Annotated in this window: 15 protein-coding genes; 3 read left to right on the top strand and 12 right to left on the bottom strand. The window is 67.3% G+C overall.

Features of this window, described 5'->3' with window-relative positions; all coding sequences use genetic code 11:
* The 9 genes from ACIA5G_RS39675 to ACIA5G_RS39635 all read right to left on the bottom strand — a co-directional run bounded on the left by ACIA5G_RS39675 (position 1) and on the right by ACIA5G_RS39635 (position 7,404).
* A complete protein-coding gene (locus ACIA5G_RS39675) occupies positions 1 to 834 on the bottom strand; it encodes a trypsin-like serine protease (protein WP_395932930.1) in 834 nt (277 codons plus the stop codon).
* Between the two features lie 177 nt (positions 835 to 1,011).
* Positions 1,012 to 1,158, bottom strand: coding sequence for a hypothetical protein (locus ACIA5G_RS39670; RefSeq protein WP_395932928.1), 147 nt, complete (start codon positions 1,156 to 1,158; stop codon positions 1,012 to 1,014).
* 478 nt (positions 1,159 to 1,636) lie between these two features.
* Positions 1,637 to 2,731 (bottom strand): SAM-dependent methyltransferase, encoded by a 1,095-nt coding sequence (locus ACIA5G_RS39665; protein ID WP_395932926.1) that lies wholly within the window; start codon positions 2,729 to 2,731, stop codon positions 1,637 to 1,639.
* A gap of 48 nt (positions 2,732 to 2,779) precedes the next feature.
* Entirely contained in the window at positions 2,780 to 4,009 is a 1,230-nt protein-coding gene (locus ACIA5G_RS39660) for a cytochrome P450 (RefSeq protein WP_395932924.1), read from the bottom strand.
* A complete protein-coding gene (locus ACIA5G_RS39655; RefSeq protein WP_395932922.1) occupies positions 4,006 to 4,626 on the bottom strand; it encodes a GTP-binding protein in 621 nt (206 codons plus the stop codon). The genes ACIA5G_RS39660 and ACIA5G_RS39655 overlap by 4 nt, the downstream gene beginning before the upstream one ends.
* Positions 4,604 to 4,945: a DUF742 domain-containing protein gene (locus ACIA5G_RS39650; RefSeq protein WP_395932920.1), complete on the bottom strand. Its 342-nt coding sequence runs from the start codon at positions 4,943 to 4,945 to the stop codon at positions 4,604 to 4,606. Before ACIA5G_RS39650 ends, ACIA5G_RS39655 begins: the two co-directional genes overlap by 23 nt.
* Positions 4,945 to 5,331, bottom strand: a complete 387-nt coding sequence (locus ACIA5G_RS39645; RefSeq protein ID WP_395932918.1) for a roadblock/LC7 domain-containing protein — start codon at positions 5,329 to 5,331, stop codon at positions 4,945 to 4,947. Before ACIA5G_RS39645 ends, ACIA5G_RS39650 begins: the two co-directional genes overlap by 1 nt.
* On the bottom strand, positions 5,328 to 6,668 hold the full coding sequence (locus ACIA5G_RS39640; protein WP_395932916.1) for an ATP-binding protein: 1,341 nt from the start codon (positions 6,666 to 6,668) through the stop codon (positions 5,328 to 5,330). Before ACIA5G_RS39640 ends, ACIA5G_RS39645 begins: the two co-directional genes overlap by 4 nt.
* A 595-nt stretch (positions 6,669 to 7,263) precedes the next feature.
* Entirely contained in the window at positions 7,264 to 7,404 is a 141-nt protein-coding gene (locus ACIA5G_RS39635) for a hypothetical protein (RefSeq protein ID WP_395932914.1), read from the bottom strand.
* Positions 7,405 to 8,074: 670 nt separating this feature from the next.
* Here ACIA5G_RS39635 and ACIA5G_RS39630 point away from each other — a divergent pair.
* Positions 8,075 to 9,364, top strand: coding sequence for a cytochrome P450 (locus ACIA5G_RS39630; protein ID WP_395932912.1), 1,290 nt, complete (start codon positions 8,075 to 8,077; stop codon positions 9,362 to 9,364).
* Here ACIA5G_RS39630 and ACIA5G_RS39625 read toward each other — a convergent pair.
* Both ACIA5G_RS39625 and ACIA5G_RS39620 read right to left on the bottom strand, forming a co-directional pair.
* Positions 9,318 to 12,065, bottom strand: a complete 2,748-nt coding sequence (locus tag ACIA5G_RS39625; protein WP_395932910.1) for a LuxR C-terminal-related transcriptional regulator — start codon at positions 12,063 to 12,065, stop codon at positions 9,318 to 9,320. The genes ACIA5G_RS39630 and ACIA5G_RS39625 overlap by 47 nt on opposite strands.
* 732 nt (positions 12,066 to 12,797) lie before the next feature.
* The gene (locus ACIA5G_RS39620; protein WP_395932908.1) at positions 12,798 to 13,535 is read right to left on the bottom strand and encodes a hypothetical protein; all 738 of its coding nucleotides are present in this window, start codon (positions 13,533 to 13,535) and stop codon (positions 12,798 to 12,800) included.
* A gap of 502 nt (positions 13,536 to 14,037) precedes the next feature.
* Here ACIA5G_RS39620 and ACIA5G_RS39615 point away from each other — a divergent pair.
* The gene (locus ACIA5G_RS39615) at positions 14,038 to 15,078 is read left to right on the top strand and encodes a hypothetical protein (RefSeq protein WP_395932906.1); all 1,041 of its coding nucleotides are present in this window, start codon (positions 14,038 to 14,040) and stop codon (positions 15,076 to 15,078) included.
* 4 nt (positions 15,079 to 15,082) lie between these two features.
* Positions 15,083 to 16,024, top strand: coding sequence for an inositol monophosphatase family protein (locus ACIA5G_RS39610; RefSeq protein WP_395932903.1), 942 nt, complete (start codon positions 15,083 to 15,085; stop codon positions 16,022 to 16,024).
* 1,111 nt (positions 16,025 to 17,135) lie between these two features.
* Here ACIA5G_RS39610 and ACIA5G_RS39605 read toward each other — a convergent pair.
* The gene (locus tag ACIA5G_RS39605) at positions 17,136 to 17,564 is read right to left on the bottom strand and encodes a hypothetical protein (protein WP_395932901.1); all 429 of its coding nucleotides are present in this window, start codon (positions 17,562 to 17,564) and stop codon (positions 17,136 to 17,138) included.
* Between the last annotated feature and the right edge of the window lie 118 nt (positions 17,565 to 17,682).

Below are 17,682 nucleotides of genomic sequence, written 5' to 3'. Positions count from 1 at the left end.
TCACCGGTCCGCGTAGTCCTCTGTGGTGACGAACGTGATGCCCGCGGTCGTCTCGATGAAGTCGCGGTGGGCGTTGAGGTCGACGACGAGGGCCGGGCTGGGGATCGTGTGGTCGCCGATGGCGGCGCCGCGGCTGAGGAGACCCCGGACCAGCGGCTGCGTCTGAGTTCCGGGCTCGGGCAGGATCACAGCGGGCGCCCCGGAGTAGCCATTGCCCAAGTCCCCGGGTTCGGCGGCGTTGGCGACGCAGAACTCGTCCGGCCTGATCCCGCCACCCAGCCCGGCCTGGCGCCGGATGGTGTAGGTGTCGACCTGAGTGAGCATCCCCGGACCGCGGTGGCCGTCCGGCCAGCCCAGGCAGCTCACGGCGGTGCCGTCGGGGATCGGGCCGGCGAGCAGGCGGGTGGGTGCGACGTCGGTCGGTTCGGCGAGCCGGAGCAGCGCGAGATCGGCGTAGGGCTTGCGGCGGTCGGCGCGCGGGACGGGGCCGGCGAACATGGGCCGGTAGTTGTTCTCGACCCGGTCGAGGATCTCGTGGCGGGTGCCGGTGCCCAGGCGCGGGTCGCCGAGGAGGACGTGAAAGGTCTTCTCGGCGGTCGGGGGTTCCCCGGTTTCGGGTAGGTCGTAGGCCGGGCAGAACAGGTGCGCGCACGTCAACACCCAGTCGGGGGCGATAGCCACGCCGACGCCGGCGAAGTAGCCGCGCCGGTCGCCGCCGTCGTAGTGGATGGCGGCGACCCAAGGGGCGTCGATCGGGACTTCTGCCGTGTGGGGCGGCGTGTCGAGCGCCGCCAGTGCCTGCTGGTACACCAGCCGAGGGCCAGCCAGCAGCATTTTCTGCATGGTGCCTTGAAGGAATCGGGGAAGCATGTGCAGTTGTCCTTGTTTCGCAGGAGATTGAGGTTCAAGCGAGTGACGGGGCTCGTGTTGGCCTGCGGCCGTTGATCGGCCTCTGTCGCAGCGCGGCAGCTCGGGGAAGGGGCGCGTCTTGGGATTCCGGGCTGTGCCGGGTCAGGGGGTCCAGCTCAGGAACGCCGCGAGCAGCCTCGCCGCAGCGACGGCCAGAAGGCCCTGGCTGCGGTCCCGGATGTCGGGCGGATCCGCGCCGAGAGCCGGGGTGGTGATCGTGGTGGCGTCGACAGCTGTAGGCGTGGGCACGAGCAGTTCTCCTTGGGACAGTCCACGGTTCCGGCGGCAGTCGCCGTGCTGTCCTGGGCTTGGGTTCGTTGGGGGATCTGGTATTTGGTGGTCGCGGAGCTACTCAGGCTTGCGCAGCATCGGGAAGGCCGGTCTGGCCGTCATGGCTGAGATTTGGGCGGCCACACCGGCGCCGCGCGGCAACCCGAATTCAGCTGGTCGTCGTCGGCGGCGACGCCGACCGGCATCGGCAGCGCGGCGAGGGCTCTGACTGTATTTCTGAACCCACGAGCAGAAAAGTCCCTTCACGGTAACGAGATCGGTGGTGTCGCGGGAATACGACACACTAAACGGTGCGGACACCTGGCCGAGCACGAGGATGAAGGTGCGCGGCCAGGCGTCCGCGGGATCCCGCACACCACCGAGGCCATGTTCTTGACCGCGTGCACGAGAATTGCTGGCCACTCCACAGTGGCCGGTCGAGTCCGGACTGGTGCCATCAGACAGAAATTTCGACTTCTGTGGTGACGACGCCAATTCCGGGAGCCCTGGCTGCCCGCGAGGTCGGGATAATGGCGGTCAGGGAGTCATCAGTGTCCAGCCAGGGCGGCTCCGGCAGGTCCTCGTCCGGTCCTGGTTTCTGGGCAAGAACCGCGGCGGTGAAGTGCCCGCACACAGGTGGATCCATCGGCGGTCCCTCGGGGTACCACGCGAACGCCGGGCCGATCCCGGGCGGCAGCACGGTCGTGCCGCGGATCATCGCCTCGATCTCGGCCTGGGTGGCGAGGCTGCCCGTGCCGGGTCCGTCGTTCTTCAGCGCGGCCTCGAACTCGCGGGCCTGCGCGGCGAGGTCGGGGTGCTCGGGCAGGAACAGGTGCGTCATCGCCAGGAACGCGCCGACAGGCAGCCGGCCGAGGTGGGCTTGCACCACCTCGGCGACGTCGGCGCGGCTGCCGCCGTGGAACGACATGACCCCGCCCAGCAGCAGCGCGATGCGGTCGTGCGCGGGGGAGACCAGGCCGGGGTTCTCGCTGCCGGTGTTGTAGAGGGTGTCCCACATCGCGGTCGGGTCCCAGGGGTCGGCGTCGACGACGTGAACGCCGGTGTCGGCGTGGGCGAGGGTGCGCAGCTCGGCGAGAATCAGCGGGTCGCGGTCGACGTAGATCACGCTCGCGCGATCGGCGGACTGCTCGCGATTGAGAATCGCCGTTTCCCTGCGGCGGACGATCGAGTGCAGGTCGTCGTCGCGCGCGATGTTGGGCATGCCCGCCCCGGCGACCACGAGGCTGGTGACGCCGTGGCGGCCGGCGAGGTAGGCGGCCACGCGGTCGAGAAACTCCCGCTCGGACCGGAACACGAACCCCGCACCGGGCACCGACGCAGCGAGCTTGCCGGCGGCCTCGGGTTCCCGGGCGTGGGCGAACTTGACGCAGGGCCTGAACCGCTTGTCGCTGTCAGCGGCTACGCGGAAGGCGTCATAGAGGTAACCGACGTTGACCCTGTTCTGATCGACGCCGCACGGACGCCACCACCACGGCGCGCCGTCCGCGCGGAGGTTGGCTGGAACGGGGTGTTCGGTGCTGAGGTGAGTCATGGGTGCAGTCGCGCCTTAGTGACGTACGGAGTTGAACACGGACGTGGCCTAGTTGCGGGTGCGGGTCGCGGTGACGGGCAGGTGGGCGGGGCCGCGGGTCCAGGGCGAGGGGTGCAGTGGCACCTCGGTGGCGGGGATGTCCAGGCGCGCGTCGGGCAGGCGGTGCTGGACGGTCTCCACGGCGGTGCGGGTGATCAGGCGGCTGAGCCGCTTCGCGGGGCAGGCGTGCGGTCCGACGCCGAAGGCCAGGTGTGCGCGGTTGGCGCTGTCGAGGCGGTCCTGTCCACCGGCCCAGGGGTCGGTGTTGGCGGCGGCCAGTCCGAGGATCAGCGCGTCGCCGCGGGCGATGCGCTGGCCGGCGAGGACGGTGTCGCTGGTGGCCCAGCGGGTGGGCTGGTTGGCCATCGGCGGATCGGTCCACAACACGTGATCCAGGGCGTCGTCGATGCCCAGGTGCCCGCCGCGGACTTGGGCGGCGAAGCGGGGATCGGTGAGCATGATCCGCAGCGTCTGTGCGATCCACACCTGGGTGGTTTCCCATCCTGCTCCCAGCGCCAGCAGCATCGAGGCCAGGACCTCGCCGTCGTTGTGATGGCCGGGGTGATCGAGGAAGGCGGTGGTGAGGTCGTCGGCCGGTGCCGCGCGGTGCGCGCTGATAACGTCGGTGAGGATGGCTTCCATCTCGCCGAACAGGGCCTGGGCGTCGGCGCCGGAGCCGAACAGCGCGATGACGCAGGCTTGCAGCCGCTCGCCGAGGTCCGGGGTGATACCGAAGAGCGCGGCGACGGTGAGCATCGGTACCTGCGCGGCGTAGGAGGTGACCAGGTCGATCGGTCCGTCGGCGGGGAGCCGGTCGATGAGCCGGTCACAGGTTGCGCGGATGAGGCGGGCCGTGCGTTGCTCGTCGAGCCCGGCCAGGCCTGCGTAGATCGGGGCCCGCAGCCGGCGGTGTGTGGCGCCGTCGGAGAAATACGCGTTGGCGCGGGGAGCCATGATCGGCAGCAGCCCGGATTCCGGGCTGATGCGGCCATTGCGCAGCAGACGCCAGTGGTGGGAGTCGCGGGAGAAGCTCAGATCATTGCGCACCACGGCCCGGATTTCCTGATAGCCCATGACCAGCCACGCTGGGATCCCGCGATCAAGGTCGACCGGCGCGACTTGCCCACACTCTTCGCGCAGCTGCTGATAGGCGGATGCGGGATTGGGGCACATTGTGGTCGCCGAGAGCGGGGTCAGGTCGGTCAACTCGTCGAGGCGGTCGTTCGAGGGGGTGGTCATCGGATTCGGGCCTCCGCGGCGTCGAGACGGGTCAGGGCATGGCTGACCAGGGTGATCAGGGCGTCGACCGACGAGCGGCGGTCGAGGGCGTTGCAGTGCAGCAGCACTGCCTCGGGCAGGGCGAGCGCCTGGCGCACCTCGTCGTCGGCGTGGCGGGGCGCGTCGGGGAAATCGTTGATGGCCACGACGTAGGGCAGCCCGGTGGCCTCGAGCCGGTCGAGGACGGCGAAGCTGTCGTCGATGCGGCGCAGGTCGATGAGGACCAGGGCGCCGATCGCGCCCTCGGCCAGGCCGTCCCATAAGGACCAGAACCGCTGCTGGCCGGGGGTGCCGAACAGGTACAGTACGGTGTCGCCGGAGTCGCCGAGGGTGACCCGGCCGAAGTCCAACGCGACCGTCGTGGTCGTCTTGTTCTCGACGCCGTGAAGGGAGTCGACTCCGACGCTGGCGGCGGTGATCGCCTCTTCGGTGCGCAGCGGTGGGATCTCGCTTACCGAGCCGATCAGGGTCGTCTTGCCGACGCCGAAGGCACCGACCACCAACAGCTTGGCCGATCCGCTGACGGTATTGGGTACGTAGCTGATGCTGGTGGAGTCACAGCTTGCGGAGTCCGGCAAGGACCTTCTCCATCAGTTCGCGTTTCGGCCCGGCAGCTCGGATGCAGAGCAGTCCTTCGTCGATCAGGTCCGAGGCCAGCACCCGCACCACGCTCACCGGCAGTCCGAGGTGGGTGGCGGTCTCGACCAGACTTAATTGCCCCCGGCACAGCTCGAGCAACTCCCGTTTCTGGGGCGCCGTCCGGTCGGGGACGGGCCGGTGGAGCACCGCGGACAGCAGAGTCTCCGGCCGCAGGGTGGATTTCGGCTGAGTGCGGCCGCCGGTGAGCACGTAGGCCGGAACTGGGCCTGGCAAGTACCCGTCGTCGGAGTGGGACATCAGCCGCGGGCGGGAGTGCTCAACGTGGACTCGCCGACCTGCTTGACCCGCTCGGCCATCGAATGGGCGATCAGGCCGGGGCTGATGTCGGCGGCGGTCGCCACGGCCAGGCACGTCCGGTCGCCGGCACGGCGGACGAACAGAAAGCCATCGGACCATTGGCAGAAGGTCTGCTGGAACGAGCCTGCGAAGCCGGCGACCTCCTGCACCGCGGACGCGCTGCCGACCAGGGCTGAGCAGATCGCGGCGATCGAGTCTGCTCTGTCCTTGTCGATGCCGTCGGTGTGGGTCACGACGAGACCGTCGCTGGCCAGCACAACGCAGAAGCGGACGCCGGGAATCTCGGTCAGCTCCGCCAGCATCCAAGGATCCGTCGTGGACGTCATCGTGTTCCCTCGCTTTCGGTTTCGGCAGACGCTTCGCTGTCCGTGTGGGCGGTGGGGTCGGAGAGCGTGCCCTGATGCACGAACTCGGCCATGAACTTGCCTTCGGCGGCCGGATCCGGTGCTGCAGCAGGCTGCGGGGTACGGGTGTTAGTCCGGGTGCCAGCCGGCTCCCCCTGCGGGACTCGGATCGGCAGCCCGCCGGCGGTAAGCCCACCGCTGGGCGCAGCAGGAGCGAGCCGCGACTCCAAGCCCTCCCGGTGCTTACCCGACGTGGCGGGTGGCTCGGTGGGGCCCGGTTGCCGCGGCGCCGGTGTCACCGGGGCTTCCACACCGGCGGCGACCGGCACGAGCATGTGGCCGGGGACTGTCGTCACCGCGCGAACGCCGCCGTTCGCGGTGCTGTCGAGCCGGACCAGAAATTCGTGTCGCCGGGCGAGTGCGCCCACGACGGCCAACCCTGTCTGGGGTGGTTCGCCCAGATCGTGCAGGCTCACCGGGACGCGGCCGGACACACGGTCCTGGGCCCACGGCAGCAGCTCGGCGTCCAGGCCGTTCCCGTCGTCGTGGACCGTGATCGCCCATCCGGCGTCCACCGCCTCAAAGGTGACGGTGACCGTCGTCGCGGGCGGTGAGTACCGAGTGGCGTTGTCCAGCAATTCGGCCAGCAGATGGATCAACTGCTCGGCCAGAGTGTTGATCACCGCAACGTCCGGGTTGCCCATCACCTGGACCCGGGGGTAGTCGACGATCCGGGCGCACGCGTGCTGGACGACCTTGGCCAGCGCTTGCGGCTGCGGCCACTGCCGGCCCGGGAATCTCTCGGCCAGCACGGTCAGCGACTGCGACGCCCGAGCTTGGGTGGCCGCGGCGTGACTGATGCTGTAGTAGTCGCGCAGCGCATCCGGGTCGTCGGGATGCCGCAGCAGGATCTGATCGGCGAGGTGCTCCATCTTGTTGGCGGCGGTCTGCCAGCGCTGCGCCAGCGACACGAACGCGCTGACGAGGCCGGCCTCACGATCCCGTCTCTGCTCGACGAGCACCCGCACGGCCGCCACCGCAGCGTCCGTGACGGCGTCGCCGGTCGACACGGGCACGGGAGGGGGCTCCACGCCGCGGTTCATCGCGTCGAGTTGGCCGACGACCGTGTTGAGTGCCACCTCGCGGTCGTCGGCCAGCTGCTGGAGTGCGCGCAGCATCTCGTCACGGCCCTGGTCGGCGTCGCGGCGCCGGTCCAAATTGGTGTTGGCTCGTCGTGCGGCGTTAGCCAGCACATCGCCTGCGGTGGCCAAAGCATTGAGGCCGACCGCTCGGAGTCGTGCGGGGGTCTGGTGAGTCATGAGTGATTTAGTCCCGATTGTCCTGTTTGGCGAACCTGCGGTAGGCGTGACGGTGTCGGCGCCGTCCTGCGTGAGGTTTTCTCATTGCTGCGGTCCGGTACTGCTCGATCGCCTTGAGCTGCATGCGAAAGGGAGGCGCGGCCCCGAGAGTCGAGCCCGGTCGCAGGTCGGTTGGGCGGCCTCGCTGCGTGCCTATATGCCGGCGCCGCAGCAACACCAGCCATTAGTGCGGCGGTAGCGGGAAGGCGAGGTGGGATGGCGCAGCCGTGGCGTGGGCTGCCGGGGGAGTGCCACCCCACCGCCTGTCCGGTCGGGGGTGGTGCCGGACATCGAGGAGCCCGGATCCGGCGGAGGGGGACCACGTCCGCCGGTCGCGTGCGGGTGTGGGACACGCGACGGGCATCCCGAGAACGTCGGCATCGGCGCCAGCGGACGTCGTTACGACCGTCGATCGGTCCCGATGCGGTGACCGCCAGCAGGTGCCCGCTCTGTCGCGACCGCGCGGTGCTTACTGCGGCGGCGGTCGCAGGGCGGTCGGGCTCATGGGCGGATGTCATGACGTCCTTCGCAGAAAGGAGGATCTTGAAATCAGAAGTCACCAGGTGGCCGGCGGCGCGGTGAGCAAGGACCGGTCGAGCTCAGTGCACACGACACCGCGGGCGAGACCGAGCAGTCCGCGGTGTTCACCGCCGAGCTGGATCTCGGGCTGAGTACCGCGGGCGAGAATCTGTTTCACGGTTGAGCAGGCAGTCGTCGACGAACTGAAGGTTCGCTTCGGGCTCGTCGACCCAAAAGACAATAGACCAGGCAACGCCCTTGTCAACACGGTGAATGCAATTAATCAACGCCTTTTTTCGAGTCCTACGAATGGGCTACGCGGTATGACGTAGGACGGAGTCTTGCCACCGCTTAGTCGCAGGCTGGGTCGCTACGTCGTCGGCGTGTTCGCAGGCCACAGCGCCGAGGTGACGGTCCGGTGCACCCGGACAGCAGCCACGCCCATCGCGGCGGGAGAGGTACGGGTGCAGGGCGTGCGGCGTGTATGTGAGTGCGGCTACGTGGTGCAGGAAACGACTACGTCGTTTGGGTGGCCCCCAATACGCGGTTCTCCCAATGGCGCCCGGGGCGACGATCGCCGATTCTGAGTGGGGTGCGCACCCCTGCGCACCGGCGACGCAGCACGCGCCGCGCCGGCTCAGACCACCCCGGGGTGTCGGTGCGACCGCCAGGTACCCCCGCTGCAGCTCTCAACCTGGGAGGAGCACCGTGAGAGCCCCCCTACTGCCGCGCGCCGGGCGGCCCAGTGTTGCCGTTCGCGGGGGTCTCTCTCGCTCGTCCCGACGCACTCATGCGACGCGCGTGAAACCCGCGCAAGTACAGGCGTCACGTAGAAGAAGGGCACCGTGATGACGATGGAGATCGCGTTTTTCGGACGCGACTGGTGGAACCACGCGCACGACGTGGCGGCAGCACTGCGGGAGCGAGGCGCGGTTCATCCCGCGATCGTTCCGTGGGGCGAACGGGAAATCCCGGTCTGGGTCATCGCGCGCTACAACGAGGCGCGCGAAGCGCTGAATGACCCGCGGTTGTCCAAGGACGGCGCCGGCCTGATCAAGATCATGAACAAGCATCTCACCGTGGACGGCAAAGAACCTGAACTCAGCGCCATGTTCACCGCCCGCCACATGATCTTCCTGGACCCCCCGGACCACACCCGGCTGCGTCGCGTGCTCGCGAAACACTTCACCCGAGCGCGCATCGACCAACTGAAGCCGCGGATCGAGCAGATGATCTCCGAACTGGTTGACGAGCTTCCGCTCGGGCGTCCGGTCGACTTGATCTCCGGGTTGGCTTTCCCGCTGCCGCTCTACGTGATCTGCGAGCTGATCGGTGTGCCGGAGCGGAAGCGTGGGCTGCTTCGCGCGTGGACCTACGCACTGATGGAGGATCTCCCCGACAAGGCTGAGGCCGCATCGCGCAACATGCAGACGTACCTTATCGAGCTGATCAACAGCGCCCACGCCAACCCGGGGGACGACCTTCTCTCGGCGTTGGTTCAGGAGACCGCAGAAGATCGGCTCAGCATGGAGGAGCTGTTGGGCACCCTGTTTCTGCTGTTCGTCGCCGGGCACGAGACAACGACCGCGCTCATCGGCAACAGCATCGCCTGTCTGCTCGCTGACAACGGGCACCTGTGGCACGAGGTGGGACAGCGGCCGGAGCTACTTCCCCACGCGGTCAGGGAGTTCAGCCGCTACGACAGTGCCGTCGCTACCGCGACGCACCGGTACACGAAGGAGCCCGTCACCATCGGCGGGACGACGATCGACGCAGGCGAGATCGTGCTCGTTTCCCTCCTGAGTGCCAACCGCGACGAACGTCAGTTCGGCCGTGCCGATCAGATCAACATTCACAGGGAGGAGCCAAATCTGGCGTTCGGCTACGGCATCCACTACTGCCTGGGTGTCCACCTGGGCGTCCTGGAAACCGAGATCGCTCTTGGCGCGCTGACCCGACGGTTCCCGGCTGCTCGCATGGCCGTCGACAAGGCAGAGTTGGTCCGCCGGCAACCCGCGATGATCCCAAATAGCTTTGTAGACCTGCTGGTGAATCTGGGCTCGCGGGCAGCCGTGGACGACGCGCGCGAGGTCATGGCGACTCCAGGTTCCTGCCCGCAGGATCGGCATCCATGGTGAGATACCACGCGGCGATCCCAGTTCGGCTTTCCGTGCCCAGCTTGTGGTTGAGGTTGGAGATATGCGTGCCCACGGTGCGGGGCGCGATCGAGAGGTGTTTGCCTATCGCCGCATTCGTCCACCCTAGAGCTACGAAGCGGGCGATCTCGAATTCGCGGTCGGTGACGCCGTAGGGAAGCGTCTCCGGCGCTGGTGTGACCAGCGGCTCCAGTGCCAGGGCGTGCATCTTCCTCTTGGAGAGGTTCTGCCCGACCGATACGTAATGGTCCCACTGTTCGTCGCCGAGCTCGTGGCGTCCGACAGCTTCGGTCTGGCGCTGCCGGCGTAGGAACGGCAAGAGCCCAAGCACGCTGGCCTGGGTCGATTCTTGGCGAGCTCCGGCACCGCCCAATACCTGCGCGGCGGTCTTGTACTCGCCGAGTTGCGCGGCGATCAGCGCGATCAGCCACAGGCTCCATGCCGGTCCCCATGCGTCGCCGATCGCGCGCTGTAGCTGTAGGGCGTTCTGGGCCAACGTGGCGGCCCGCCGCGGGTTGTCGTCGAGCAGTTCGATGAGCCCGCACGACCATAGGGCCCAAGAAATGCACCACTTGGCTCCGGCTGCCTCGGCGTCGGCCAGCAGGGCCGTGCCTTCGGCCCGCGCGACGTCAAGGCAGCGCAGGAACGCCGCAGACATAACAAGGAACAAACGAGCCATCCACTCGTCACCCAGCGCGCCAATGGCCCGAAAGGACTCTGCAGCTCGCCGGAACCGATCCAGCGACTCGCGCGCTCGGTCACGGTCCGGCTCGACGAGCCACAGCCAGGTTCCGTGCGCGACGTCGAGCGGGGCGAACGCGTCGGCGATTCCGAGTGCACTGGCCGCGGCCTCAGCTTGCTCAAGCAGGGGCTTGGCGAGGTCATGCTTGCCCTGGATCAGCGTGACCCACACCGCCTGGGACAGCGCTCCTACTTGGAGCACAGAGGGTGCGTCAGAGTGCCGGTTCAGACCGGCAACCAGCATTCGGCGCATATCGCTGAGCCGGCCACCGAAGATGAGCGCGCGGGACTGGCCCAGATGGACCGCCAGTTGCAGTCCGCGTGTTGCGGTCTGCGAATCGGCGAGGAGCCGCTCCTGGGTTGCGGTCAGGTCGGGCTGGTAGTCGTTGACAGGCCACATCCATTCCTCCTCGCGTGGCCCGAACCAGTGCTGGACCGTGCGGGCGGCCAACTGCTCGCAGAAGGACGTGTGGGCTTGGTTCAGCCTGCCATCGTCGCCGGCCGCCGCAGCCCGTCGGCGCCCGAACTGGCGGATCGTCTCCAGCATCCGGTACCGCATGCGGCCATCGCGGTTCTCGGCCACGAGCAGCGATCTGCGGACCAGCCGGACAATCACGGCCTCGACCTCGGGTGGATCAACGTCGAGGCGAGACACGACTTCGACGGCGGCGACCAGGTCGAAACTGCTGCGAAAGACCGACAGCAGCGCGAACACGAGCCGTTCGGTGTCGTTGAGGAGATCGTAAGAGCGGGCGATGTTGCCAGCCATCGAACGATGCTGCAACTGCTCGGAGGTCCCATCCACCAGCGTCGGCAGAATGTTGTCCGCCTCGGCGCGGTCGAGCAGTTCCTGCAGTGTCTTCACGTCGAGCCGGCCTGCCGCGAGTTCGATGGCCAGGGGCACGCCGTCGAGCCGCCGGCATAGCTGCTCCGCGACCGGATAGTCGCGGCCGCTGATGGTGACCCCCAGCTCGGTCGCACGGTCGAGCAGCAGTCGAAGGGCGTCATGTACTCCCTCGTGGCTGGTGTTCGCGACCGACCAGTGGCCTTGGCCGTCGACCGGCTTGAGCTCGACGTCGGTGACACCGAGTACGTTGGCCACCCACCCGACGACCCGTTCGGTGGGCTCGGCGCACGCAGCCGTGCCGGGGCAGGGACGGAAGTGCTCGCCGATGAAGCCGACGCTTTCCTGCTCCGCGCCCAGCACCCACTGCGCCTGCGAGGTGTCGCCGTCGCCGAGTTGCAGCAGGTACCCGGTCGGCCTGACGCCGCAGTCGCAGCGGTCCTCATCCCCGACGCACAGCGGCGGAACGGGTAGCACGCGCTCACCCTGCACGCCGAGCCGCACGCGGCTGGTCGCCATGACCTGCAACCCGGCCGCGCGTCGTAACAGCGAGTTCAGTAGGCCCGGTACCAGGCCGCGTCCGGGAGTCTCGCCGACCAGGTGTTCGCAGTTGTCCAGCAGCAACAGCAACTTCCGGTCGCGGACGAAGTCGCACAACCGGTCCAGCGTTGGCGCTGCGGTGGTCTGCGGGATGTCGAGCGCGTCAGCGATGGCGGCGTACAGCCCGTCGATGTCTTCGTCGACGTCGAGAAGGCTGACTACGACGACGCCGTCCCGGTACCCGCGTTCCTCTTGCAGTTCGCCGGCTATCCGCATCAGCAGCCGGGTCTTACCAACGCCGCCGAAGCCGGTCCAGGTGACCAGCCGGGTGCCCGGGGTGCGCAACAGCCGTCTACCGCGTTCCAGCAACCCGCCGCGCCCGATGAAGGAGTTCAGCTCCACTGGTATGGACGGCACAGGGCGACTCTGCGCGTCTGGATTGAGGAATTTTTTGTCGCCGTTGCCAGTAGTCATTGTTGCGCTTTCACCCGGCAACGGCCGTTTGCCGGGTTCCGGATCGGGATCGACCTGTTCGGGCCAGGTGGAAGCCCACGGCATCACTCAACGTCGGGCGGCTCGGCGCCGCGCTGATGCCGATCACTGCGTGTCCGCCGGGTCGCTGCCAGTCTCCTGTGGACTGCTGGCAGCGAGTAGACATGAGATGCAGGGCATCCCCGTCCCGACAGCGACGTCTTCGGCGTCGCCCGGACTGATGGCCCACCCGCAGAGAGCCGTGAGGTGGTCGGGCATCACCGCCGGGCCGACTACTGGGAACAGATGTACGACGCGATCGGTTTCACCGACGATCCGGCCGCTCGGAAGTTCGATTCCCCGCCGCAGACGGGCAGCGACGATGCCCGCCGTCGAGCGCCGTGCCGGCGAGGGGGATTTGATGGGCCCATTCGCGGACACTTCGCCATGGGCGGAACCTGGAGGAATTGGTTGGAAGTCCATGATCAAGGGGTTCTGTCGTTCTGAAGTGGACGGCGGCGAGGAAAGCCGCCAAAGGCGGGCTCGCTACGTGGGCTACAGCCGAGGGCGAGGTTGGGGCCGCAACAGCCATGTACGGCCCCAACCATGTGGATCAAGTCCGTTCCTAGGCGGTCGGCGGGTGCTCGATGACCTCGGTGTCGCTCTCGTCGTCGTCGCCGATACCGCCGACGGCCATCGAGTTGGTGGTGAACACGTCGTTCATGGATTCCTCCCCTCCGGGGTGTTGTGTACGTGCACGACGATGCGTAGTCGGGGAACTTCGCTCGCCGTCCGGCTTGGTGTTGGCCGCGAGGTTGGTCAGCGGCCGAGCTGGGTGATGCCGTCGCGGCGAATCGGTCCGTCGTGGATGATCACGGCGGCGGTCGCGTCGTCGCGCGTGCTAGCTTCGGACGCAGCGTCGACGAGGGCGGCGGCACACGCGGCTGCGTCTCGTCCGTGCTCGCGGAGGATCATGACGATCTGCTTGGAACTAAGCGTGCGGTGGACACCGTCGGACAGGAGCAGGACGACCTCATCGAGAGTCTCGGCGAGCGCGACAGTGGTGGGGGTGGCGCGCGCAAGGGATGTGATGACGATGTTGTCGCGCTTCGCCGCGACGTCCTCTTCCGCGCCAGCGGCTCGGAGCCGTTCCCCCTTTGTGTGGGCCGTGGTGAGAAGGGTCAGCTCCTGGCCGTTCCAGCCGTACGCGGCGACGTCGCCGAGGTAGCCGATGGCAGTGGGCTGAGCAGGCCGGCACACCGCGAGAGCCATCACAGCGTCGGGGGTAGGCATCTCGTCGCCGCTGTCTTCGAGGAGTCCCGCAGCGGTCATGACGCCGGGCAGGACCCCCTTGCGGGCGCCGAGACGAACCGAGGCCTCCGCGCACAGTGGCGCAATGGCGGCGACCTCGTCGTTGTTGCCGATGCCGTCGACGACCGAGACCGCGAGCACTCCGCTGTTACGGAAGAGGAACTGTGAGGCGGCATCGCAAAGCAGAGGTCGGCGGCCGCGGCGGGAGGCTAAACCTGCGGTTGCTTTGGCGGGCGGTGCGCTCATGCGTCATTCCTTGTTATGCACTGACGGGAGTTCATGTGAGCCCTATAGTTTTGTCGATAGAAGATTCGAATTTGACCGTCAGTGCGGCTTCGGCTAGAACTTGCTCGTTGTAGGTAGTACGCGACGTCTCAGTTGCTCTCCTTGCATAGACACTTCCGCTGGTCGCCTGCCGCCCACGTTCAGTTGCTGTCAGTGGGCCGAGGCTCTTACCGTGCTCGTCCATCGTTGATCAAGCTGGATAAACAGTAGCATGGGACGAGGCTGTCGCGCACCTGCGAGGCGGTCCGGTTTCCCTCGGGTCCCTGCGTGGCGTTGACCTGGGGTTCCGTGGAAGTTGCCCATCGCAATGGGTAGCGGTAGTGTGGGCTCTGGCGGTCGGTGAGCCGCAAAACGGGTCGACGGGGGTTTCGTAAACGTGGCTGGAAACCAGAGTGGATCTCCTCAAGCGCGCGGGCGCGAACTCGCGAAGCAGGGTAGAGAACTGTTCGTCTCCTGTGGATCTGTGAAAGCGGCCGCCCTGGAGCTGATGAACCGTCATCGGGACCTGCCCAGCATCCAGGCGTTCCGGTACTCAGCTGGGCTATCGCAAGATCAAGCAGCGATCCGCTACAACGAGGTGGCCGGAAATCAGACGACGCTGGGGGGAACGACGATCAACGCGTGGGAAAGTTGGGCGCGAACGCGCGGTGCTCCTGGAGTTGGGTCTCCGCCATCATTTGCGAGCTTGCTCATCCTGGCACAGGCGTATGGACTAGGTCCGCACGGCGCGGGTAGCGAGGTCATTTTCCCGGGCGACCTTGTTCAGGAGGCATACGAGAAGCTGGCCCCCGAGGATCAGTTGGCACTGAAGGCCGCAGGCGACCACGCGCCCGCCGCCGCTGCCGGCGATTCACTTCAGGTTTGCAACTCGGTGGTCGGCGGCGCCCATGCGACCGATAATGCAGTCGGGCATGACTTCAACCTAGTTGTTCCGACTATCGATCATGGAAACCCGGCCATCTGTGTGTTCTCGCTACCTAACCCCAATCCAGGTCAGCTGCTCGACTTGACCTGGAACACCTTCGGGTTCGGCATCCAGCGACTGATGCGACAGATCAAGAGCCTAGGGCGACGGCTCGACGCGGACATCTGCATCGGAATAAACGAGGCAGGTTTGGTCATGGCAACCTTCTTGGCGTCCGCCCAGTTCAATCGCTGCTCCATCGGGTACCTCAGGTGCAACCGTGTTCGGAACGAGATCACGTTTGCGGCCGAGTCTCACTACCCTGAATCGGTCGATGCTCCGGTGATCGTGATCTGTGACTTCGAGGTCAAGCATGCTGACGTCGTCGGGCTCGTGGCGCGAGAACTGCGCGAGCGATACCCGGGAGCAGAGTTGTACTTCGCGGTGTTCGGCGCCATGACCAAGGGTAATTCGCTGGAGGTTCAAAGCTTTGACGATCTCACCGGCGCGGCAATTATGCAGGCAGCCAAGTTTGAGGCAGTGTTCATCGCCGCGACGATGAGCCCGCCGGGTATTGAGCCGCCTTTGGAGCTTCGCTGAGTAGATGGGAAAGACAGTGATGGAGAAGGTCAATGGCATCCCGGATCTTGCCGCCAAGATTGCCGAGATGGTACGCGGCGTGATGCGGGAGCTTCGTCCCAAACTAGTCGAGGCGGCACTAACCGGTCGGCGCGGCGAGAGCGAGAATCCGCGACACGAAGACAACTTCTTGTCGGAGCATGACCTGTGGATGCATCGTCGCTACCGCGAGCTGCTCACCCCGATTCTCGGGGCATTCGTCTACGCCTCCGAGGAGGCGGAGCCAGAGTTAGTCGGCGACGATTCCGACCCGGACCTTTGCGTGCTGGTGGACCCCTTGGACACCAGTGAACTCGCCGTCCGCGGGCTGCTCGGCTACACGCATGTCATGGTTTACTCCCGCGCCGCTGCGCGGCCGGTCATCGCGGTGGTCGGCGATATCTTTCATCACCTCCAGCTCTACGTCGGCGCGCGCGACGAGCACGGCATCGACCGCGCCTTCGTCGTCACAGCCGACTCTCAGGCATACGAATTGCGACAACACGCAAGTAAGCGACTCTCCGAGTCCCTGGTCACCAATTTTCTGATGCGTCCGGGTGAACGGTTCCTTCCGCTCGCACGGAAGTCGAAGCTTCTCGAAGCGCTCGACATGCCAGGCAACGACGGCAAGAGCAGGGGACGAATTGGGGTGGACTTCGGTTCCGTCAGCCTCTGCCATGTCGCGGCGGGCATGACGGAAGCTACTGCCGAGTTCGCCAAGGGTTTCGCCGTCTGGGACCTCGCCCCTGGGCACTACATCCTCCACGCGTCCGGCGGCGCCGTGCTCGATCTCGACGGGAAGCCCCTGCCGCTCGACTACCACTTTGGCTCGATTGCCGAGATCGCCGAGGCCATGGAACGTCGACAGCGGTTCGTTGCTGCCGGCACCGCTAGCCTCGCCGCGGAGATTGTTGAGAGTCTCCGCTAGCGACCTACGCCGCGACATCGTCTGGTAGCAGGCTAATCCGCGGTGTCGGCGACAGCGTGTGCAGCCGCCGCAACGGTACCGCCAGGTTGGTTCGTGAGGCAGCTGGCGCGGTGGGCCGGTGGGCCAGAAGATGGCGACTGCGTTGGCCGCGAGGGCCGGCCGCTCGCCCGACATTGGCGTCAGGGCAGCCCGTTTCGCGCTGTCCGGCCAGTGATCCGCAGGGTCGCATTCAGGACCTCATTCGCGTTCGTTCTCCTCGTCGGGTGTGTCAGACGGCCATGCAGGCGTGCTTGGTGAAGCCGAAGATGTCGGCGGCCACAGGCGGGGATGAAGCTCGAGTGGGACGACGTCACCGACCCGGAGCTGCGCTCGCTGCACGCGGTGGGCCGCGTTGTGGAAGTAAGGGCACGGCCAGAATTTGCCTGGGCACGTCGAGCACTCCGCGGGTGTTCCTGGGTCAGGCAGGTGCCGGGTCAGGTCGTTGATCGCCTCGGCGGCCAGCCCGGCTGGGCTGCTGGCTGCGACGATCAGTCCGGCCACCGGCCGGATGTTGATCCCCTCCATCAGTTCAGGCCAATCCGCTCGAGCCGGTCGGCGTCTGCAGCGCGGGAGGCCGGGCCGTGCCCCCGTCGAAGGTCCGTGGCCAGGTCGTCGTAGCCGCGTTCCAGTGCACTCAGTTGGGGCGATGCAACGACCCGGATCTCTGGCTCGGTCTGGGTGACGTGCGCGTCGGCCGGAGCCGGCCGGGCATCCAGATTGCCGCCACCCGGTCGATGAGCTGCCCGAGCGACTCGGTGTGCAGCATGCCCGCACGACTCTCGATGTGTTCGGTGACGGCGCACGGATCGACGCGATCGACTCAGCGCCGCGCATGCGTCGGCGCAGGAACGTCCTGGCCGCGCGGCCGCGCCGACCATCGGGTCGTCGGCGCGGTCACCGACGACCTGGGGAGTTTCCGGGCGCAACCGGAGTCCGACGGCGAGCGCGGCGGCCGGGACGGGATGCGGGTAGCCCCTGGCCCGGAGGAGGGCGAAGGCTCGGACCGCGGCCGCCGCGCGGGTCGGATCGGCCGGTTTGTCGAATGCGGCCCTGGGGCGCTCAGTTGCGCGGGTCATGAGGCCGGCCTGTCCGGTACGGCGGGACCGGCGACGCCAGAGCGGGTCATCTCCGATCGGGTGACGTGAATGACGATGCGGTCCCACAGCGTCGGGTCGCCGACCTCGGCGACGTGCATCCGGACACTGTGGGTACGGACATCCCAGCACGCGAGGACCCGCACACCTGCCCAGGCGGCAGTGTCGAGGAACAGGTGCTCCTCCGTGTGTCGATGCAGTGTCCGGCTCTGGTGCTGCACGGTCGGTAGACCGGTGCGCACGATCTCGGCGGCTGCGGGGTCCGCGATACCAAGCAGGGAGCATGCCGGGATTAGCTGGGCGCGCCGTAACTCGGCGATCAGCGCGGCCTGGTCGCCGCCGGGGCTGGTGGTGCGCGATGACTGTCTGGTGCGGGACGGCGTCGACTCAGTCCGGGTCGCGTTCATCAGTCCACCGCTCCGCTCACATTAGGCTTCGCGCGGGCGAGGGTGCTGGTGATCGAGTAGCGGTTGCCGCGCTCGCGGTGCCATGCCGGCGCGGTGATCTGAAGCGAGAGTCGCGTCA

It is taken from the genome of Amycolatopsis sp. NPDC051758 (assembly GCF_044453095.1).
Classification (GTDB): Bacteria; Actinomycetota; Actinomycetes; order Mycobacteriales; family Pseudonocardiaceae; genus Amycolatopsis.
The sequence above is the reverse complement of the archived record's forward strand: the minus strand, read 5'-3'. Positions and strand labels throughout refer to the sequence as shown.

Excerpts from the sequence above, each read along its gene's own strand:
- ACIA5G_RS39675 (WP_395932930.1), bottom strand. The coding sequence starts at position 834 with ATGCTGCTGGCTGGCCCTCGGCTGGTGTACCAGCAGGCACTGGCGGCG.
- ACIA5G_RS39665 (WP_395932926.1), bottom strand. The coding sequence starts at position 2,731 with ATGACTCACCTCAGCACCGAACACCCCGTTCCAGCCAACCTCCGCGCG.
- ACIA5G_RS39660 (WP_395932924.1), bottom strand. The coding sequence starts at position 4,009 with ATGACCACCCCCTCGAACGACCGCCTCGACGAGTTGACCGACCTGACC.
- ACIA5G_RS39650 (WP_395932920.1), bottom strand. The coding sequence starts at position 4,945 with ATGTCCCACTCCGACGACGGGTACTTGCCAGGCCCAGTTCCGGCCTAC.
- ACIA5G_RS39645 (WP_395932918.1), bottom strand. The coding sequence starts at position 5,331 with ATGACGTCCACGACGGATCCTTGGATGCTGGCGGAGCTGACCGAGATT.
- ACIA5G_RS39640 (WP_395932916.1), bottom strand. The coding sequence starts at position 6,668 with ATGACTCACCAGACCCCCGCACGACTCCGAGCGGTCGGCCTCAATGCT.
- ACIA5G_RS39630 (WP_395932912.1), top strand. The coding sequence starts at position 8,075 with ATGACGATGGAGATCGCGTTTTTCGGACGCGACTGGTGGAACCACGCG.
- ACIA5G_RS39625 (WP_395932910.1), bottom strand. The coding sequence starts at position 12,065 with ATGCCGTGGGCTTCCACCTGGCCCGAACAGGTCGATCCCGATCCGGAA.
- ACIA5G_RS39620 (WP_395932908.1), bottom strand. The coding sequence starts at position 13,535 with ATGAGCGCACCGCCCGCCAAAGCAACCGCAGGTTTAGCCTCCCGCCGC.
- ACIA5G_RS39610 (WP_395932903.1), top strand. The coding sequence starts at position 15,083 with ATGGGAAAGACAGTGATGGAGAAGGTCAATGGCATCCCGGATCTTGCC.
- ACIA5G_RS39605 (WP_395932901.1), bottom strand. The coding sequence starts at position 17,564 with ATGAACGCGACCCGGACTGAGTCGACGCCGTCCCGCACCAGACAGTCA.